This window comes from Tateyamaria sp. 7Alg 36 (genome assembly GCF_059882455.1).
In genome coordinates, this window is the sequence record NZ_CM187613.1 from 3,083,629 (window position 1) to 3,100,696 (window position 17,068).

21 protein-coding genes are annotated in these 17,068 nt (G+C 60.7%); 10 read left to right on the forward strand and 11 right to left on the reverse strand.

Features of this window, described 5'->3' with window-relative positions; all coding sequences use genetic code 11:
• Positions 1 to 5: 5 nt before the first annotated feature.
• The 3 genes from atpD (at position 6) to AC6GQJ_RS15020 (ending at position 2,441) form a co-directional block, all read left to right on the forward strand.
• A complete protein-coding gene (atpD, locus tag AC6GQJ_RS15010) occupies positions 6 to 1,430 on the forward strand; it encodes a F0F1 ATP synthase subunit beta (protein ID WP_500769672.1) in 1,425 nt (474 codons plus the stop codon).
• A gap of 97 nt (positions 1,431 to 1,527) precedes the next feature.
• The gene (locus AC6GQJ_RS15015; RefSeq protein WP_500769674.1) at positions 1,528 to 1,962 is read left to right on the forward strand and encodes a F0F1 ATP synthase subunit epsilon; all 435 of its coding nucleotides are present in this window, start codon (positions 1,528 to 1,530) and stop codon (positions 1,960 to 1,962) included.
• A 128-nt stretch (positions 1,963 to 2,090) separates the two neighbouring features.
• Complete coding sequence (locus tag AC6GQJ_RS15020; RefSeq protein ID WP_500769676.1) at positions 2,091 to 2,441, forward strand: H-type lectin domain-containing protein; 351 nt, start codon at positions 2,091 to 2,093, stop codon at positions 2,439 to 2,441.
• 64 nt (positions 2,442 to 2,505) lie between these two features.
• On the opposite strand, the gene AC6GQJ_RS15025 is transcribed toward AC6GQJ_RS15020, so the two are convergent.
• The 5 genes from AC6GQJ_RS15025 to AC6GQJ_RS15045 all read right to left on the reverse strand — a co-directional run bounded on the left by AC6GQJ_RS15025 (position 2,506) and on the right by AC6GQJ_RS15045 (position 6,518).
• Positions 2,506 to 3,240 carry an amino acid ABC transporter ATP-binding protein gene (locus tag AC6GQJ_RS15025; protein ID WP_500769679.1) on the reverse strand — a complete coding sequence of 245 codons (735 nt, stop codon included), beginning with the start codon at positions 3,238 to 3,240 and terminating at the stop codon, positions 2,506 to 2,508.
• Complete coding sequence (locus AC6GQJ_RS15030; protein ID WP_500769681.1) at positions 3,227 to 4,039, reverse strand: amino acid ABC transporter permease; 813 nt, start codon at positions 4,037 to 4,039, stop codon at positions 3,227 to 3,229. The genes AC6GQJ_RS15025 and AC6GQJ_RS15030 overlap by 14 nt, the downstream gene beginning before the upstream one ends.
• The gene (locus AC6GQJ_RS15035; RefSeq protein WP_500769683.1) at positions 4,036 to 4,851 is read right to left on the reverse strand and encodes an ABC transporter substrate-binding protein; all 816 of its coding nucleotides are present in this window, start codon (positions 4,849 to 4,851) and stop codon (positions 4,036 to 4,038) included. Before AC6GQJ_RS15035 ends, AC6GQJ_RS15030 begins: the two co-directional genes overlap by 4 nt.
• 129 nt (positions 4,852 to 4,980) lie before the next feature.
• Complete coding sequence (locus tag AC6GQJ_RS15040; protein WP_500769685.1) at positions 4,981 to 5,382, reverse strand: c-type cytochrome; 402 nt, start codon at positions 5,380 to 5,382, stop codon at positions 4,981 to 4,983.
• Between the two features lie 116 nt (positions 5,383 to 5,498).
• The gene (locus AC6GQJ_RS15045; RefSeq protein WP_500769687.1) at positions 5,499 to 6,518 is read right to left on the reverse strand and encodes a ribose-phosphate pyrophosphokinase; all 1,020 of its coding nucleotides are present in this window, start codon (positions 6,516 to 6,518) and stop codon (positions 5,499 to 5,501) included.
• A gap of 107 nt (positions 6,519 to 6,625) precedes the next feature.
• Here AC6GQJ_RS15045 and AC6GQJ_RS15050 point away from each other — a divergent pair, with 107 nt between their 5' ends.
• Together AC6GQJ_RS15050 and AC6GQJ_RS15055 are read left to right on the forward strand one after the other, a co-directional pair.
• On the forward strand, positions 6,626 to 7,225 hold the full coding sequence (locus AC6GQJ_RS15050; RefSeq protein WP_500769689.1) for a 2-hydroxychromene-2-carboxylate isomerase: 600 nt from the start codon (positions 6,626 to 6,628) through the stop codon (positions 7,223 to 7,225).
• On the forward strand, positions 7,222 to 8,019 hold the full coding sequence (locus AC6GQJ_RS15055; protein WP_500769691.1) for an alpha/beta fold hydrolase: 798 nt from the start codon (positions 7,222 to 7,224) through the stop codon (positions 8,017 to 8,019). Before AC6GQJ_RS15050 ends, AC6GQJ_RS15055 begins: the two co-directional genes overlap by 4 nt.
• On the opposite strand, the gene AC6GQJ_RS15060 is transcribed toward AC6GQJ_RS15055, so the two are convergent.
• From AC6GQJ_RS15060 to AC6GQJ_RS15080, 5 genes are all read right to left on the reverse strand, one after another.
• A complete protein-coding gene (locus AC6GQJ_RS15060; RefSeq protein WP_500769693.1) occupies positions 8,016 to 8,486 on the reverse strand; it encodes a YcgN family cysteine cluster protein in 471 nt (156 codons plus the stop codon). The genes AC6GQJ_RS15055 and AC6GQJ_RS15060 overlap by 4 nt on opposite strands.
• Complete coding sequence (locus tag AC6GQJ_RS15065) at positions 8,483 to 9,415, reverse strand: bifunctional riboflavin kinase/FAD synthetase (protein WP_500769695.1); 933 nt, start codon at positions 9,413 to 9,415, stop codon at positions 8,483 to 8,485. Before AC6GQJ_RS15065 ends, AC6GQJ_RS15060 begins: the two co-directional genes overlap by 4 nt.
• A 137-nt stretch (positions 9,416 to 9,552) precedes the next feature.
• A complete protein-coding gene (locus AC6GQJ_RS15070) occupies positions 9,553 to 9,996 on the reverse strand; it encodes a MaoC family dehydratase (protein ID WP_500769697.1) in 444 nt (147 codons plus the stop codon).
• Positions 9,997 to 10,085: 89 nt separating this feature from the next.
• On the reverse strand, positions 10,086 to 10,958 hold the full coding sequence (locus AC6GQJ_RS15075) for a TIGR01459 family HAD-type hydrolase (RefSeq protein WP_500769699.1): 873 nt from the start codon (positions 10,956 to 10,958) through the stop codon (positions 10,086 to 10,088).
• Between the two features lie 93 nt (positions 10,959 to 11,051).
• Entirely contained in the window at positions 11,052 to 11,972 is a 921-nt protein-coding gene (locus tag AC6GQJ_RS15080; RefSeq protein ID WP_500769701.1) for a manganese-dependent inorganic pyrophosphatase, read from the reverse strand.
• 187 nt (positions 11,973 to 12,159) lie between these two features.
• Here AC6GQJ_RS15080 and AC6GQJ_RS15085 point away from each other — a divergent pair, with 187 nt between their 5' ends.
• From AC6GQJ_RS15085 to AC6GQJ_RS15105, 5 genes are all read left to right on the forward strand, one after another.
• Positions 12,160 to 12,834 carry a DUF2161 domain-containing phosphodiesterase gene (locus AC6GQJ_RS15085; protein WP_500769703.1) on the forward strand — a complete coding sequence of 225 codons (675 nt, stop codon included), beginning with the start codon at positions 12,160 to 12,162 and terminating at the stop codon, positions 12,832 to 12,834.
• A 236-nt stretch (positions 12,835 to 13,070) separates the two neighbouring features.
• Positions 13,071 to 13,358, forward strand: a complete 288-nt coding sequence (locus AC6GQJ_RS15090) for a co-chaperone GroES (protein ID WP_500769705.1) — start codon at positions 13,071 to 13,073, stop codon at positions 13,356 to 13,358.
• Between the two features lie 77 nt (positions 13,359 to 13,435).
• Positions 13,436 to 15,079, forward strand: coding sequence for a chaperonin GroEL (groL, locus tag AC6GQJ_RS15095; protein WP_500769706.1), 1,644 nt, complete (start codon positions 13,436 to 13,438; stop codon positions 15,077 to 15,079).
• 101 nt (positions 15,080 to 15,180) lie between these two features.
• Entirely contained in the window at positions 15,181 to 15,678 is a 498-nt protein-coding gene (locus AC6GQJ_RS15100; protein WP_500769708.1) for a hypothetical protein, read from the forward strand.
• A 64-nt stretch (positions 15,679 to 15,742) separates the two neighbouring features.
• Entirely contained in the window at positions 15,743 to 16,594 is an 852-nt protein-coding gene (locus AC6GQJ_RS15105) for a DMT family transporter (RefSeq protein ID WP_500769710.1), read from the forward strand.
• Here AC6GQJ_RS15105 and AC6GQJ_RS15110 read toward each other — a convergent pair.
• Positions 16,560 to 17,012 (reverse strand): NUDIX domain-containing protein, encoded by a 453-nt coding sequence (locus tag AC6GQJ_RS15110; protein ID WP_500769712.1) that lies wholly within the window; start codon positions 17,010 to 17,012, stop codon positions 16,560 to 16,562. The genes AC6GQJ_RS15105 and AC6GQJ_RS15110 overlap by 35 nt on opposite strands.
• Positions 17,013 to 17,068 lie beyond the last annotated feature (56 nt).

Here is a 17,068-nt window from a genome sequence, read left to right on the forward strand (position 1 = left end):
GAAACATGGCAAATGCTAAAGGCAAAATTACACAGGTCATCGGGGCCGTCTGCGACGTGCAGTTCGGTGACCACCTGCCGGAAATTCTGAACGCTTTGACCACTGACAACCACGGCAACAAGCTGGTGTTGGAAGTGGCGCAGCACTTGGGTGAAAACACTGTTCGCTGCATCGCGATGGACTCCACCGAGGGTCTGGTTCGCGGTCAGGAAGTCATCGACACAGACGGCCCCATCATGGTTCCCGTCGGCCCCAAAACACTGGGCCGCATCCTGAACGTTGTGGGCGAGCCTGTTGACGAAGGTGGACCCGTTGGCGCCGAAGAATTCCGCCCAATCCACGCCGAGGCACCTGCCTTTGCCGACCAGTCGACAGAATCCGAAGTTCTGGTGACAGGCATCAAGGTTGTGGACCTGCTGGCCCCTTACTCCAAAGGTGGTAAAATCGGTCTGTTCGGTGGTGCCGGCGTTGGCAAAACCGTTCTGATCATGGAACTGATCAACAACATCGCCAAAGTGCACTCGGGCTATTCCGTGTTCGCGGGTGTGGGTGAGCGTACCCGTGAAGGGAACGACCTTTACCACGAGATGATCGAATCCAACGTGATCAAGCCCGACAACCTTGAAGAGAGCCAGGTTGCTCTGGTTTACGGTCAGATGAACGAACCTCCAGGAGCGCGTGCACGTGTCGCCCTGACAGGTCTGACACTGGCCGAACAGTTCCGCGATGCTTCCGGCACCGACGTTCTGTTCTTCGTCGACAACATCTTCCGCTTTACCCAAGCCGGTTCCGAAGTGTCCGCCCTGTTGGGCCGTATTCCTTCGGCTGTGGGCTACCAGCCAACACTGGCGACCGACATGGGCCAGATGCAGGAACGGATTACATCGACCAAATCCGGTTCGATCACCTCCATTCAGGCCGTTTACGTGCCTGCGGATGACTTGACCGACCCTGCGCCTGCGACAACCTTTGCGCACTTGGATGCGACAACCGTTCTGTCGCGTGCGATCTCCGAACTCGGCATCTATCCTGCGGTTGACCCGCTGGACAGCTCGTCGCGTCTGATGGACCCGCAGATCGTGGGTGAAGAGCACTACAAGGTGGCTTCCGACGTTCAGCAGATCCTTCAGCGCTACAAGTCGCTGCAAGACATCATCGCGATCCTTGGCATGGACGAACTGAGCGAAGAGGACAAACTGACCGTGTCCCGCGCGCGGAAAATCCAGCGTTTCCTCAGCCAGCCTTTCGACGTTGCGAAAGTGTTCACAGGTTCCGACGGCATTCAGGTGCCACTCGAAGACACAATCGCGTCGTTCAAGGCAGTTGTTGCCGGTGAATATGACCACCTGCCCGAAGGCGCCTTCTATATGGTTGGCGGCATCGAGGACGTGATCGCCAAAGCCGAGAAAATGGCCGCAGACGCCGCCTAAGATCATGGGTGGGCGGTTTGCGCCCACCTGACAATGTGTCCGAACGGGGACAGCGGGCGGATCCTGATCCGCCCTTCGCCCCAAAAGGAGAAGAGACATGGCAGAGATGCAATTTGACCTTGTGTCGCCCGAACGCGCTGTTGCCTCGTTGCAAGCCAGTGCTGTTCAAATTCCGGGTGCCGATGGTGACATGACCGTCATGGCGGATCACGCGCCGACGATCACGACCCTGCGTCCCGGTGTGCTGCGCGTCGAAGCGGGTGGCACCACCCACGAATATGTCGTGACTGGCGGTTTTGCCGAAATCGGCGCACAGGGTGTGTCGGTTCTGGCCGAACGCGCTGTGGCCAAAGGTGACATGACCCAGAACGACATGGACGTCATGTTCGATGACGCTCAGGACATGTACAACCGCACCAAAGAGACGTTCAAAAACGAGCCGGGCCCCGTCGATGACGCGGCCAAGCTGTTGGCGGACATGGTTGCGGTCGGGTCGGAAATCGGTCTGAGCACCAAACAGCCCAGCCTGTAACCGATCCGCGCACGCGCGATACCAGTTTGAAAAGGCTCTGCCCAAAAGGCGGGGCCTTTTCTTGTTTTTGCCCTCGTTTTGCCAAGATGTGGCGGGACAACCGTGCGTAGATTTGAGACAAGACTGTTATGAAGAGACTGCGCAATCATTTGATCGGTATCGAACAGGGCGACATCGTCCTGTTTTCGGATTTCGAGGATGGCGGAGAGATGTGGACGGGACGCGGCCAGCGCGAGCGGCGGCGTCGTGTGAAGTTTTCCGAACCGTTCCGCACGCATCCATCAGTACATGTGTCGATCTCAATGTGGGACGTGGACAACGAAACCCCGTTGCGCGCCGATATCTCGGCCGAGACGATCACCAAGGACGGGTTCGACATGGTGTTCCGCACATGGGGCGATACGCGCGTGGCGCGCGTACGGGCCGCATGGATGGCCATGGGCGAGTTGCGGCAGGAAGACGAGTGGGATCTGTACTAGGCCGCTGCGCTTGCGGCGGACCGCCCCTCCGGGGGAAGTATTTTTCTACGAAGAGAAGGGGCAATCACCCTGAGACAGCAGCAAGGAAACTGCGTGTCCTGTCGCTTTTCGGGTGGTTGAACAGCTGGTCGGGCGGCCCTTCTTCGGCGATGACGCCCTGATCCATAAAGCAGATCCGATCCGCCAGTTCGCGGGCAAATCCCATCTCATGGGTGGCGAGGACCATGGTCATCCCGTCATCGCGAAGCGAGCGGAGCACGTCGAGCACTTCGCCGCGCAATTCGGGGTCGAGGGCCGAGGTGATTTCATCAAAGAGCATGGTCTGCGGCTGCATCGCGAGGGCACGAATTACGGCGACGCGCTGTTGCTGGCCGCCCGATAGCTGGTCGGGGTATTTGTGCATATGTGCGCCAAGGCCGAAGCGGGCGAACAGGCTTTCGATCTGCGCACGGGCCCTGTCGCCTTTCTTGAGGACGCGCTTGGGGGCGAGGGCCACGTTTTCATAGGCCGTCATATGCGGGAACAGGTTGTAGGACTGGAACACGATGCCGATGCGCCGCCGGATCGGGGTAAGGTCGAACCCAGGTTCCGCAATGTCGATCCCGTCGAGGAACACCTCGCCGTCGTCCACCGCCTCAAGCCCGTTCATGCAGCGCAGCAGCGTCGATTTGCCGGAGCCGGACGCGCCGATCAGGCAGACCATTTCGCCAGCCTGAACAGTCATGTTGATGCCGTGCAGGACTGGCACGTCGCCATAGCTTTTGGTGACGCCGCGCAAGTGCAATCTAGGTTCGGGCATTGCGGTCCTTGTTCATCAGGTGGTCGGCATAGCGTGTTGCGGGTACGGTGACGCACAGAAAGATGACGGCCGCCGCCACATAGGGTGTGAAATTGGCCAGCAGGCTTTTGAAGATGCCCGCCTGCCGCAAGATTTCGACAGGGCCGATAAAGGACAGCAGGGCGACATCCTTTTGCAGGGCAATCAGCATGTTCATATTGGCAGGCACCACGCGCCGGATCGCTTGGGGCAGGATCACGTAGCGCATCGTGTCGCGTTCACTGAGGCCAAGGCAGATGGCGGCGTTGCGTTGGCTGTCATGGATGCTGTCGATGCCCGAGCGCAGCACCTCGGCCACATAGGCGGAATAGGTCAGCACCAGCGCCACCGTGCCCCAGATATAGGGCGAGTTCCATGGACGCGGCAGGCCCAGACCCGGAATGCCGAAGCCAACCAGATAGACGAGCAGCACAACGGGGATGCCGCGAAACAGGTCCACATAGATCGCGCCAAAGATGCGCAGCGGGAACAGGGCAGGGGCGCGTGCACCCCGCGCCAGCGCGATTGCGAGGCCCAGCACAAGGATCAGCGGCACGGACCATGCAAAGATCGCGATATCCACCACAAAGGCGCGCAGCAGGTCGGGGAAGGTGCGCAGGAACACTTCGCCGTTGAAGAACGAGGCGCGCACCGCCTCCCACCCCGGGGCGCGGGGGATCCAGATGACCAGCAGGGCGAGCACTACAATAGTGCTGCACGCGGCAAGCTGGATCGACCGACGCCTTTGTCGGGCCTCGTAAGCGGCGCGGCGTGTGGTCATTTGATCAGGGGCACCCCAACGGCGTCCTGCAGCCATTCGGCCTGGATCGCGGCCAGTGCGCCGCTGTCGGTCAGCGCGGCCAGTGCCTCGTCAACGCAGGCCTTGAGGGGGGAACCTTCGGGCATGAGCGCGCCGAACTGGTCGGGGTTTTCTGCGGCGGTCGGGTCGAACTGGCCCAGTACCACTCCGTTATCCATCAGCACAGCGGAGGTGAACAGCGCGGTGGGCAGGTCGAACAGGGCCGCGTCAATCTGGCCCGCCTGCATGGCGGCAGTGATGTTGGCATTGTCGTCATAGACCAGCGGGCTTTGATCGGGGGCGATCATCTCCATCACGACGGGCAGGGCCGTGGTCGAGGCGACGACGCCCCATTTCAGACCCTTGAGGCTGTCCATCGTGGGGGTGGCCCCTGCCGCGACCACGTCGAAGGTGGTCATCACAGCTTGGGGCGCAGTGTAGTAGGGGGCAGAGAAGTCGACCACGCGGTCGCGGTCTTCGGTGATCGAAAACTGCTGCATGTTCAGATCGAAATTTTTGGCGCCGGGTTGGATCGCTTCGTCAAACGAGGTGCGCACCCATGTGACGGCGTCCGCATCGAATCCCATTTCAGCGGCCAGCGCATAGGCGACGGCGGCCTCAAACCCTTTGCCAGCTTCGGGGGCGTCGTCGATGACCCACGGGTAATAGGCGGGGTTGCCTGTGGCGAAGGTTAACGTGCCTTCGGTCAGCGTCTTCCCGTCGGCGCAATGGCCCGCCGCAAAAGCGGTCGAGGCGGCGAGGGACAGGATGGTTGCGGTCACGATGGTCTTCATATGCGGACTCCCCGAATGTGCCGGTCGATTGTCGGCCAAGCGGCAAAGCATGTCCAGTGGCATCCCGCCATGGGTGCGCGCCGTGGTAGGCTGCGCCGCAAGTTTAGCCGTGGCAGTTACGCGGCGCGGTCAGCGCTGGATGGATTGCAGGTAGTTCGACAGGTCGATCAGCGCCTGTGGGGTGGCCAGCACCTCGCCCGAGGCGGTTTGATAGCCGACGCTTGGCCCGTCCAGCACGGGGCCGAATTCCGGCATCGCGCCCGCCACATAGCGCCCGTGATAGCCATAAATCTGCGCCATCACATCGTCGGCGGGAAACACACCACGGTTGGCGATGCTGAGCGTGGTCAGGTCTGGCGGGGCCACGGCAAGTTGCGCGGCAATCGGGCCGTCCCCTTGGCCGGTGCTGCCGTGACAGGCAACGCAGTGTTGCGCGTAAAGCTGCGCGCCGCGTGCTTGGGACGTATCGGCCTGTTGCATTGTGCAAGCCGACATAGCGACCAGAGCGAAAATGGGGAGGGTGCGGATCATGATGTGCCTTTGTCTCGGTTTCCCAAGCAGCTTGGCCCTTGGCTCGTGCAGGCGTCCATGATCTGGATCAATGTGGCGCGGCGTGGATCTGTTTGGATCACGCCGCGCCCATACGCTTATTCAGCGGCATACATCCCGTCATAGATCGGGCTAAGGGTTTCTGCATCAAACAGCGAAGACACAGAGGTGCCGTGCCAGATGTTCAGGATCGCTTGAGCAAAGACCGGCGCGGTGGGCACGATGCGGATGTTGGCGGCATTCATCACCGCATCGGTGGGCTGGATGCTGTCGGTGATGACCAGCGATTTCATCACCGAGTTCGTTACCCGTTCCACCGCAGGGCCGGACATGACGCCGTGCGAGATATAGGAATGGACCTCTTTGGCACCGTTTTCGAGCAGAACCTGTGCCGCCTTGCAGAGTGTGCCAGCAGTGTCGCACATGTCATCGACGATGATACAGGTCTTGTCCGTCACGTCGCCGATCACAGTCATCTCGGCCACTTCGCCGGCCTTTTCGCGGCGCTTGTCCACGATGGCGAGCGGTGCGTTCAGGCGCTTGGCCAGATCGCGGGCGCGGGCTACGCCGCCCACATCGGGCGACACGATCATCAGATCGTCCAGATGCCCTGCGAACTGGGTTTTAATATCCAACGCAAAGATGGGCGAGGCATAAAGGTTGTCCACCGGAATATCGAAAAAGCCTTGGATCTGTGCGGCGTGCAGATCCATCGTCAGCACCCGTTCGATCCCTGCACCCACCAGCATGTTCGCCACCAGTTTGGAACTGATCGGCGTGCGCGCCTTGCTGCGGCGGTCCTGACGGGCATAGCCGAAATAGGGGATCACCGCCGTAATACGTGCCGCCGAAGACCGGCGCAGCGCATCACACATAATCAGCAGTTCCATCAGGTTGTCATTGGCCGGATTGGACGTGGGCTGGATGATGAACATATCCTCCCCGCGCACGTTCTCGAACACTTCGACAAAGATTTCACCGTCATTGAACCGCTCGACGCGCGCATCGACAAGGCCGACATTCACGCCCCTGTGCATCGACATCCGACGTGCGATTGCTTTGGCCAGTGGCAAGTTGGCGTTACCCGAAATCAGTTTCGGTTCTTGGATATTTGGCATTTGGCGTCCCCGTGCAGCACGACATGTGACAGATTCGTGATGTTGACACCGCTTAGCACGGGCGTACCGTCGCGCGAAACAAAAGACCTAAGGAAGCGGAGACACAAATGGCCCATATCGACTATTATTTCTCGACACTGTCCCCTTTTACCTATCTTGCAGGCATGCGGCTCGAGATGATCGCCTCTCGATACGAGGCGAGTGTTGCATATAAGCCGCTTGATATCATGGCGCTGTTTGCACGTACGGGCGGGACCGCGCCCAAAGACCGCCACCCGAACCGGATGGAATACCGCGCACAGGAACTGCCACGCATCGCGCGCAAGCTGGAAATGCCGCTGAATCTGAAGCCCGCGCACTGGCCTACCAATGCGGCGCCGTCCTCTTATGCGATCATTGCCGCACAGAATGCAGGCGGCGGTGACATGGGCGCACTGGTCCATGGCATCCTGCGCGCCGTCTGGGTCGATGAAAAGGACATTGCACAGGATGATGTGATCAAGTCCTGCCTCGAAGCAGCCGGTTTCGATCCCACGCTGGCGGATTCCGGTCTGCTGACAGGGGCAGAAACCTATACCCGCAATCTGGAAGAGGCCGTGGAGAAGGGCGTGTTCGGCGCACCCTTCTATATTGTCGACGGGGATCAACGGTTCTTCGGGCAGGACACGCTCGAGGATCTCGACCTGCATCTGTCGGGCAAGCTTTGATCCCACATATCCACTGCCGGACCTTCGGGTCCGGTGCGCGCCCCGTCCTCGCGATCCATTGTTCGCTGGGTCATTCGGGCGCGTGGCGCGGGGTGGGTGCAGCATTAGGCGATATCGCGACGTTGCATGCGTTCGACCTGCCGTCGCACGGGCGTTCGGGTGATTGGGACGGGACGGGCGATCTGCACGACACCGCCACCGATATGGCGCGCGCTGTGCTGTCCGATCTGGGCGATGGCCCTGTCGACATCATTGGCCATTCCTTCGGGGCCACAGTCGCGCTGCGCCTCGCGATGGAGGATCCCGACCGCGTGCGGTCCGCGTCCCTGTTCGAACCCGTTTTTTTCGCGCCTGCCTTTGTCGATGATCCGGCATTTGGTGCCCACTACGCCCGCGAAACAGCCCCGTTTGACGCCACCATGGAAGCGGGCGATTACGTTGCGGCGGCGCGCACGTTCAACACGATGTGGGGCGACACGACGGGGTGGCACGACATTCCTGCAGCGACGCGCAGTTATATGGCGGATCGCATCGGCTTTGTGCGCGCCTCTGCCCCGTTTCTGGTTGGCGACAGCGCGCGCTTGCTGGCCGACAACAGGTTTGCGCAGGCAACCTCTCCGATCCTGCTGCTGCACGGGGGCGCGTCACTATGGTCTGCCCCAGTCAACGCCGCCATTGCGCGGCGGTTGCCGGATGCGCAAGAGGTCACGGTCGAAGGGTGCGGCCATATGGGCCCGATCACCCATCCGGAGGCGGTCGCCTTCGAAATCCGCACGTTTCTGCAAGCGCGCTAAAGCGGCTCTTCGATAATGTGGTCTTCCCAGTCGTCATCGCTGACGTCGAACTCGCTGACGGTCTGGCCGCGCATCGACACACCTGCCGCATGGACGCTCTCTTGCGTGCCGGAAATCAGCGGATGCCAATCCGCCAGCCCGCGCCCTTCGTGCAGCAGGCGATAGGCGCAGGTCTGCGGCATCCAGTACAAATGGCTTTCGATGTTCGACGGTTTGAGCACGATACAGTCCGGCACAAACTGGTGGCGCACCTCGTATTGCGCGCAGCGGCAAGTTGCATCGTCCAGCAAGCGGCAGGCCACACGGGTCAGCGCCACCTCGCCGCTGTCCTCATCTTCCAGCTTGTTCAGGCAGCATTTGCCGCAGCCATCGCACAGGGCTTCCCACTCGTCAGGGTTCATCTGGGTCAGCGATTTGGTTTCCCAGAACCGGTCAGCCAACCCTTTGCGCGCTATCGGATCGCTCATAGCGCGGCCAGAATGGAGCGCGCCTGCGCGCTGTCCTGATCCATCTGGGTAATCAGCGCGTCCAGACTGTCGAATTTCTCTTCCCCGCGCAGATGCTCCACAAGGGCCACCGACAAAGGCACCCCGTACAGGTCGCCGGAAAAGTCGAACAGGAAAGTTTCCAGATTGGGCCGGTTCTCTCCGAACATCGGCCGCACGCCCAGCGATGCAACACCGTGGTACGTGCCCTTATGGGGCCCTTCAAGAACATCGACCAGCACCGCATAAACGCCAAAGGCAGGCAGGTGCAGCCCGTCAATCGACATGTTCGCCGTCGGATAGCCTAATGTTCGCCCGCGCTGCTCACCGCCAATGACCGGCCCTTCAATGCGATGCCAATGGCCCAACATCGCTGCCGCATCCCGCGTGCGCCCTTCGCGTAGTGCGTCGCGAATGGCGGTAGAGGATACAGTGGCCGCACCACGTTCCAGCAAGGGCGCAATCGTCACGCCAAATCCCATGGCCGCCCCATGCTCCACCAGACTTTGCGCCGTTCCCGCGCGTTTGTGCCCGAAACAGAAATCGGCCCCCACCACAACGTGGCGCAGCCCCAGACCGTCGCGAATAACCCGCTCGCTGAACTCTTCCGGCGTTAGGCTGGCCAGTCCCGCGTTGAACGGCAGTTCATACAGATACTCGACCCCCAGCTTGTCCAGACGGCTCGCCCGCGCCGCAGGACTCATCAACCGGAACGGCGCAGTGTGGGGCGCAAAATACTCGCGTGGGTGCGGCGAAAACGTCATCACACCCAATGGCGCATCAGGGGCGGCAGCACGTGCCACCTCGATCACCGACTGGTGACCCAGATGCACGCCATCAAAGTTCCCGATGGCCGCACTGGCACCGCGATCCGACGGCGCAACAAACTGATAATCGCGTATGATCTTCATTGGCCCTGCCTAGCCGCGCAGGCCCCCAAGGGCAAGCGTGCCCAACGCGCCTCTTTTGGCAAAAAATACTGCGGGTGAGGCCGACAGGCCGGGGGCAGCGCCCCCTGAAACATCGTGTCGCGTCAGCGGCCGCTGGGTCAGTCGAATTTGCGGGACGGGGCCAGCACGGTCGCTTCGCCTACCAGAACCTTTTTGCCGTCCACACGGCATTGGCAGTCGAGCTTCACCCGACGCTTGGACACATCAATGTCGGTCACCGTCACTTCGGCATGCACCGTATCACCCGGACGGACGGGGGCGAGGAACTTCAGCGACTGGCCCAGATACACCGTGCCATGGCCTGGCAACTGCTCTCCGATCACGGCCGAGATCAGGCCCGCCGTCAGCATCCCGTGCGCGATACGGCCCGCAAAGATCGTGTCGCGGGCATAATCGTCGTCCATATGTACCGGATTATGATCGGTCGAGACCTGCGCAAACAGTTCGATATCAAGGTCGGTGACCTCTTTGCGCAGGTGACGGGTCATGCCCATCTCGATGTCTTCGATGCAGATGGTGCCGCGGGGCAGGTTGTCCAGCATGCGATGTCTCCGGTAATTTTCTGCCGATAGGCGGCATCGTTGCGCAATGTTATTACTTTGCGCGCGCAGGAAATCAAGCGGAAAGACGGTTAGCGCAAATAGCCGATGGCAAAGGTTGGCGCGCTCATTTCCTTTTGCAGGTAAGCTTCCAGCGCTTGCGGATCGGGTTGCGTGTCGGTTTTCGTCTCTACCGCGGCCAGACCGCCCGAGATGAACAGCGAATCGATATCTTCGCCCATGGCACCGGCGACATCCGTTTGCGCGCCGTCCCCAATGGCAAGGATATTACTGTCGGGAATGTCGACGCCCAGTTCGAACAAGCGGCGGCGCGCCAGATCGTAGATCGGCGGATGCGGTTTGCCGAAATACAGGCTCTCGCCGCCCATTTCAGTGTACAGCTTGGCCAGCGCGCCCGCGCACCATTCACGCACCTCGCCGCGATCCACCACGATATCGGGGTTCGCACAAAGCAGCTTGAGGCCCATTTGTTTGGCCATCAGGAATTCGGGGCGCATCGTGTCGGGGTCTGCCATCGAATCGCGGGGGCCGGTGACGACAATGCCTGTCGCTTCTTCTAGCGGGACCAGTTGCACGTCGATCGGGTCCTTGATGACGCCGATGGGTTCAAAGAATTTCTCTTCCCCCGGTTGGCCGATAAAGAACACCTTGTCGCCGACCACACCGCGGAACATGGCCGCGCGCGCACTGTCGCCCGAGGTGGCAATCGTGTCCCACGCATCATCCGGCACGCCGAACTGCACCAGCTGTTTGGTCACGCCTGCGCGCGGTCGGGGCGAATTGGTGACCAGCACCACCTTGCCACCTTTTGCGCGATAGGCCTGCAAGGCCGCGACGGCTTCGGGCAGGGCCTCGACCCCGTTGTGCACACAGCCCCAGAGATCGACGAACAATGCGTCGTAACGGTCCGAAATCTCGGCCAGAGACGTGATAATCTGTGCCATGTGCAGCTTCTCCAATAGGGATCGCGGCGCGGGTGCGCCTTGCGAAAGATAAACGTGGGGGGAAGGCGCAGGGTTCCCTGCGCCTTTGTTGGATCAGACCTTGAGAACGGGAATGATCTGCTTTTTGCGGCTCATCACGCCGGGCAGGACGACAGTGTCGCCCGAGACGCTGACGCCAAAGCTTTTCTCGGCCACGGCTTTTACGCGGTCGTTGGGGATCAGCATGGTGGCTTCTTCGTTCAGGATGTCGACAACGAACAACAGCACTTCGTCTGCGCCGTCTTCCTTGGCCACGTCGACCATGGACGCCATCAGGCTGTCCTTGCGGTCCAGAACGATCTTGGGCGCTGTGGTTTCCAGAACGGAGACGCGGAATTGCGTGCCGTCAACTTCGTATTCCTTGCTGTCCATGCGCAGCAGGTCCGCATCGGAAAAGGCCGAGACGTCGGATTTCGCTTCGAACATCTCGGAGGCGTATTCGGCGATGTCGATGCCCAGATCCTTGGCCAGATCATGCGCGATGGCCTTGTCTTCCTGCGTTGTGGTGGGCGAGCGGAATTCCAGAGTGTCCGACAGGATGCAGGACAGCATCGCGCCTTTGACCCATGCAGGGGCCTGCGCCATGTCCTTGCCGATCATTTTCCACATGATGGTGGCCGTGCAGGCCAGCGGCTCGATGCGGATGTCGATGGGGCCTTTGGTTTCCAGCCCGCCGACCAGTTTATGGTGGTCGATGATTGCCGTGATGTCGGCGTCATTGATGTTGTCGGGCAGTTCGGCAGGGTTGTTGGTGTCCACGATCACAACCGGCTGGTCTCCCTCAAGGCTGTCGATGATGCGCGGCTTGGGCAGGTCCCACTTTTTCAGCACAAAGGCCGCTTCGGTGTTGGGTTCGCCCAACAGGACGGCTTCGGCGTCGCCGCCTTTGATCTCGTTAAGATACCAAGCCCAGATGATAGGCGAGCCGGTGGAATCTGTGTCAGGGGATTTGTGGCCAAAGACGAGGGTGGTCATGAAGTGTGCACCTTTTAAGGGAGATGGATTTTGCAGCCCTTATAGCGAAATGTGATGCGGTGTCACGGGGGCTGTCACGGGGTTGCGCAAAGGGCCGTGCAGCGGCGAAGAGCGCGTGCAAAAAGGGTTGCCTTGCACGGGGTGCTGCGTTTTGGTGCCCCCGCCCATTCATTCCAGCGGAGCATCCGTGGCCGAGCGCGAGACCGACCTTTACCCGCCCGTCAAAACCTTCCTTGAGGGGCAGGGATATGTGGTGAAGTCCGAAGTGGGCGCAGCGGATGTCGTGGCGGTGCGCGGGGCCGAGCCGCCGGTGATCGTCGAGTTGAAGCTGGGGTTCTCGCTGGCGCTTGTGCATCAATGTGTGGCGCGTTTGGGCGTCAGTGACGAAGTGTACATGGCCGTGGCGCGGGGTAAGGGGAAACGGTTCCTTAAATCGGCCAAGGACATGACGCGCCTGTGCCGCCGCTTGGGAATCGGGTTGATGACGGTGCGCCTGTCGGATGGTCTGGTGCAGGTTCACTGCGATCCTGGCCCCTACGCGCCGCGCAAGAATGCCAAGCGCAAGGCGCAGTTGCTCAAGGAATTCGCAGGGCGTGTGGGCGATCCCAATGATGGCGGGCAGACGCGCGTTGGTCTTGTAACCGCCTATCGGCAGGACGCGCTTAAACTGGCCATGTTCCTGTTCGAGGCCGGTGCCAGCAAGGGCGCGGATGTGGCGCGGGAAACTGGCGTTGCGCGTGCGACGACCATGATGCGCGACGATCACTACGGATGGTTTGAAAAGGTCGACAAGGGCGTGTATGGCCTGACGCCCAAAGGGGCCGAAGCGGTGCAAAGCTCGGGCGATGTGCTGGGCGGATAGGCCATTTCAGCCTTGGTCAAGGCGTCTTGCGGGGCGTTATTTTTTGCTGTTTCGGGCCAGTCCGGCACAGCACGCAGGGGCCGCTAAAATTTTTTGAAATCTGCTTTTGGGACTCCCGTTGACACAGCGGACAACGGGGCCTATCTACGCTTCGTTATCACTCAGTGCTGATGAGTGCTAACGGCCCTCCAACAGGGGGCCTTAAAGGAAACTTTGAGCCTTAAGGAGCTGCAAAGATGGCATTGAAACCGCTTCATGACCGCGTGCTGGTACGCCGCACGGAAAGCGAAGAAAAAACCGCTGGCGGACTTATCATCCCCGATAGCGCCAAGGAAAAACCAAGCGAAGGCGAAATCGTTGCCGCAGGCCCCGGTGCCCGCAAAGACAGCGGCGAGCTGATCGAGATGGCTGTAAAAGCCGGCGACAAAGTGCTGTTTGGCAAATGGTCCGGCACCGAAGTCACCATCGACGGCGAAGAACTGCTGATGATGAAAGAATCCGACATCATGGGGATCATCGAGTAAGCGATCGCGCTTTTTCGGCGGGCCGCGTGCCTGCCGCACGATGATTTTCGAACACACATTCTCAAAGGAGAAAAGATATGGCTGCTAAGGACGTCAAATTTAATACAGATGCCCGCAACCGCATGCTCAAGGGTGTGAACATCCTTGCTGACGCGGTGAAGGTCACACTCGGCCCCAAAGGCCGCAACGTGGTTCTGGACAAATCCTTCGGTGCACCCCGCATCACCAAAGACGGTGTTTCGGTCGCCAAGGAAATCGAACTGGAAGACAAGTTCGAAAACATGGGCGCGCAGATGGTCAAAGAAGTGGCCAGCCGCACCAATGACGAAGCAGGCGACGGTACAACAACCGCCACTGTTCTGGCTCAGGCCATCGTCAAAGAAGGCATGAAATCGGTTGCCGCAGGCATGAACCCGATGGACCTCAAGCGCGGTATCGATCTGGCGACGTCGAAAGTCGTCGAAGCGATCAAAGCGGCGGCACGTGACGTGACAGACAGCGACGAAGTCGCTCAAGTCGGCACAATCTCGGCCAACGGCGAAGCGGAAATCGGTCGTCAGATCGCGGACGCGATGCAGAAAGTCGGCAACGAGGGTGTGATCACCGTCGAAGAAAACAAAGGTCTGGAAACAGAGACCGATGTTGTCGAAGGTATGCAATTCGACCGTGGCTACCTGTCGCCTTACTTCGTGACAAACGCCGACAAGATGACAGCCGAGCTGGAAGACTGCATGATCCTGCTGCACGAGAAGAAACTCTCGAGCCTGCAGCCAATGGTTCCCCTGCTGGAGCAAGTGATCCAGTCGCAAAAACCACTGCTGATCATTGCCGAAGATGTTGAAGGCGAAGCGCTGGCAACTCTGGTTGTGAACAAACTGCGTGGCGGTCTGAAAATCGCTGCTGTCAAAGCACCAGGCTTTGGCGATCGTCGTAAGGCGATGCTGCAGGACATCGCGATCCTCACAGGCGGTCAAGTGATCTCCGAAGACCTCGGCATGAAGCTCGAGTCGGTGACAATGGACATGCTGGGCACAGCCAAGCGCGTTCAGATCACCAAAGACGAGACCACAGTGATCGACGGTGCCGGCGAGAAAGCCGAGATCGAAGCACGCGTGACTCAGATCCGTGGCCAGATCGAGGAAACAACCTCCGATTACGACAAAGAGAAACTGCAAGAGCGCGTGGCCAAACTGGCCGGTGGTGTTGCCGTGATCCGCGTCGGCGGCATGTCCGAAGTCGAAGTGAAAGAGCGCAAAGACCGCGTTGATGACGCCCTGAACGCGACCCGTGCGGCCGTGCAAGAAGGTGTTGTCGTCGGTGGTGGTGTTGCCCTGATCCAAGCCGGCAAATCGCTGGAAGGTCTCAAAGGCGCAAACTCCGACCAAGACGTTGGTATCAGCATCGTGCGCAAGGCAATCGAAGCGCCTCTGCGTCAGATCGCCGAGAACTCGGGCGTTGACGGTTCCGTTGTTGCGGGCAAAATCCGCGAAAGCAACGACGTTACATTCGGCTTCAACGCACAGACCGAAGAATATGGCGACATGTTCAAATTCGGCGTCATCGACCCTGCGAAAGTTGTGCGCACAGCACTGCAAGACGCCGCGTCGGTCGCTGGTCTGCTGATCACAACCGAAGCTATGGTTGCTGACAAGCCATCCAAAGACGGCGCCCCAGCAGGCGGCGGCATGCCCGACATGGGCGGCATGGGCGGCATGATGTAAACGCGCCCAAGCGTTTGAATTAAGAAAGGGGCTGCGGTTGCGGCCCCTTTTTTTGTGCCCGCCCCTCGGCTATGCGAAGGGCAGATTTGAACGGGGCGCATGTGGTACAACAGATCCTTCTTGGCATTTGGATGAATGCGCCTGTCTGGGTGTGGCCTTTGCTGGTCGGGCTGATCGTGCTCGGGCTGGCGGCAAGCCGTCCGCGCCGCTCTCCGGTTCTTCTCAACCTCGCTATTCCGTTGCTGGGTTTGCTGAGCCTCAACAGTATCGCCAACCTGCCGCGTGCCGATATCGCGTTTGGCTTCGGCGTTGCGGGATATGTGGCGGGGGCGGTCTGGGCCTATGGCAGGCAAGGGCGTCTGATCACGGATGTCGAGGGGCGCTATGTTCTGCTGCGTGGTGAGTGGATCACGCTTGTGTGCGTCATGGTGATCTTCTGGTCGAACTTTGCCGCTGGTGTTGTGCAAAGCGTGGCGGCACAAGCCTATGAAGGCGCTGTGTTCTCGGCCCTGTTCGCGACATGTGTGGCCGGTGCGGCGGGTGTGTTTCTGGGCCGTGCGCTGCGCACCTTCCGCGCATGGCGCGGCACGGGCGGGTAACGCGCGTGGCCGTTCCGTCCCTTCAATTCACGGCGCGCAGATGCGCCCCCGCCAGGAGCCGAAGATGCGTTTGATCCTTCTAACCGCCCTTACCATGATCGCCTTTGCGGCCAATTCGGTGCTGAACCGGCTGGCCGTGGACAGTGGGTCGATTGATCCCAGCAGTTTTGCGATGATCCGTGTTCTGGCGGGGGCCGTGGTGCTGTGCATGATCCTGACCGTGCGCGGCGGGGGCCTGCCCATCGCGGCCAAGGGGCGGCTTTTGGGGGCGGCAAGCCTGTCGGCCTATATGATCGGGTTTTCGCTAGCCTATGTGACGCTGGATGCGGGTTTGGGCGCATTGATCCTGTTCGGCACGGTGCAGATCACCATGTTCGGCTGGACCAGCTTGCGCGGCGCGGCCCCCACGGTGCGGCAGTTGGGCGGGGCTGCCATCGCCTTTGCCGGACTGGTCTTTGCCCTCTGGCCGCAGGACGGGGCAGGGGCGGGCGATACGGTGGGCGCGGTGCTGATGGTGATCGCGGGCCTTGGCTGGGCAATCTACACGCTAGCGGGCAAGGGCGCGGGCGACCCCTTGGCGGCGACTGGTGCGAATTTTGTGGTGGCCCTGCCGATGCTGTTGGTTCTGTTGATGGGCAACGGGTTGACCGCCGCCCCGTCGGGCATTGCGCTGGCCATCCTGTCAGGGGCGGTCACGTCGGGCCTTGGCTATGCGCTGTGGTATCACGTTTTGCCGCAACTGGGTGCCAGCCGCGCCGCCGTGATCCAACTAAGCGTCCCTGTGATCGCCATCGCCGCAGGTGCAGCCTTGTTGGGCGAGGCGGTGACGCTGACGGTTCTCGCCTCGGCCATCCTCGTGCTGGGGGGCATCGCGCTGGCGGTTACCGCACCAGTGGCTCAAGCGGGTCGTAGCTGATCCCGCCTTGGCCAAAGGCGACGTCGCCCAGGCTGTCGGGCTTGTGCGGTGTCGCGGCCAGTTCGGCGCGGGTCAGCCAGCGCCTTTCGGTCACGATGGCCTCTAGATCGGTCCATTGGTCGGGGCGGGCGGACCGGGCCGAGATTGTGCAGTGGAAGTAGATATCGACCTGATGGAACGTGCCTGCGGGGTCGTGGAATTCGTTCACAAGGCAGGGTGCGCCCACGTCGACGGTCAGGCCAGTTTCCTCGAACACTTCACGGGCCAGATTGTCGGTTAGGCTGCTGCCCACCTCGACCCCGCCACCGGGGGCGCACATCAACGGGCTTTGCCCGTCGGGCCACGCGTTCACCATCAACAGACGCCCTTCTTCGACGATGATCGCACGCACGGCAAGGCGGGGGGATTTCGGGCGCATCGGCGTTTTCTTTCCATTACTTCAAATCGTCCCATTCCATAGGACGCGGGTTGCGA

Bases quoted from the DNA above. Each gene is read 5' to 3' on its own strand.
- AC6GQJ_RS15060 (WP_500769693.1), bottom strand. From the start codon at position 8,486: ATGAGCGATCCGATAGCGCGCAAAGGGTTGGCTGACCGGTTCTGGGAA.
- AC6GQJ_RS15050 (WP_500769689.1), top strand. From the start codon at position 6,626: ATGGCCCATATCGACTATTATTTCTCGACACTGTCCCCTTTTACCTAT.
- AC6GQJ_RS15080 (WP_500769701.1), bottom strand. From the start codon at position 11,972: ATGACCACCCTCGTCTTTGGCCACAAATCCCCTGACACAGATTCCACC.
- AC6GQJ_RS15110 (WP_500769712.1), bottom strand. From the start codon at position 17,012: ATGCGCCCGAAATCCCCCCGCCTTGCCGTGCGTGCGATCATCGTCGAA.
- AC6GQJ_RS15015 (WP_500769674.1), top strand. From the start codon at position 1,528: ATGGCAGAGATGCAATTTGACCTTGTGTCGCCCGAACGCGCTGTTGCC.
- AC6GQJ_RS15025 (WP_500769679.1), bottom strand. From the start codon at position 3,240: ATGCCCGAACCTAGATTGCACTTGCGCGGCGTCACCAAAAGCTATGGC.
- AC6GQJ_RS15070 (WP_500769697.1), bottom strand. From the start codon at position 9,996: ATGCTGGACAACCTGCCCCGCGGCACCATCTGCATCGAAGACATCGAG.
- AC6GQJ_RS15075 (WP_500769699.1), bottom strand. From the start codon at position 10,958: ATGGCACAGATTATCACGTCTCTGGCCGAGATTTCGGACCGTTACGAC.
- AC6GQJ_RS15030 (WP_500769681.1), bottom strand. From the start codon at position 4,039: ATGACCACACGCCGCGCCGCTTACGAGGCCCGACAAAGGCGTCGGTCG.
- groL (WP_500769706.1), top strand. From the start codon at position 13,436: ATGGCTGCTAAGGACGTCAAATTTAATACAGATGCCCGCAACCGCATG.
- AC6GQJ_RS15105 (WP_500769710.1), top strand. From the start codon at position 15,743: ATGCGTTTGATCCTTCTAACCGCCCTTACCATGATCGCCTTTGCGGCC.
- AC6GQJ_RS15040 (WP_500769685.1), bottom strand. From the start codon at position 5,382: ATGATCCGCACCCTCCCCATTTTCGCTCTGGTCGCTATGTCGGCTTGC.
- AC6GQJ_RS15065 (WP_500769695.1), bottom strand. From the start codon at position 9,415: ATGAAGATCATACGCGATTATCAGTTTGTTGCGCCGTCGGATCGCGGT.
- AC6GQJ_RS15020 (WP_500769676.1), top strand. From the start codon at position 2,091: ATGAAGAGACTGCGCAATCATTTGATCGGTATCGAACAGGGCGACATC.
- AC6GQJ_RS15045 (WP_500769687.1), bottom strand. From the start codon at position 6,518: ATGCCAAATATCCAAGAACCGAAACTGATTTCGGGTAACGCCAACTTG.
- atpD (WP_500769672.1), top strand. From the start codon at position 6: ATGGCAAATGCTAAAGGCAAAATTACACAGGTCATCGGGGCCGTCTGC.
- AC6GQJ_RS15035 (WP_500769683.1), bottom strand. From the start codon at position 4,851: ATGAAGACCATCGTGACCGCAACCATCCTGTCCCTCGCCGCCTCGACC.
- AC6GQJ_RS15090 (WP_500769705.1), top strand. From the start codon at position 13,071: ATGGCATTGAAACCGCTTCATGACCGCGTGCTGGTACGCCGCACGGAA.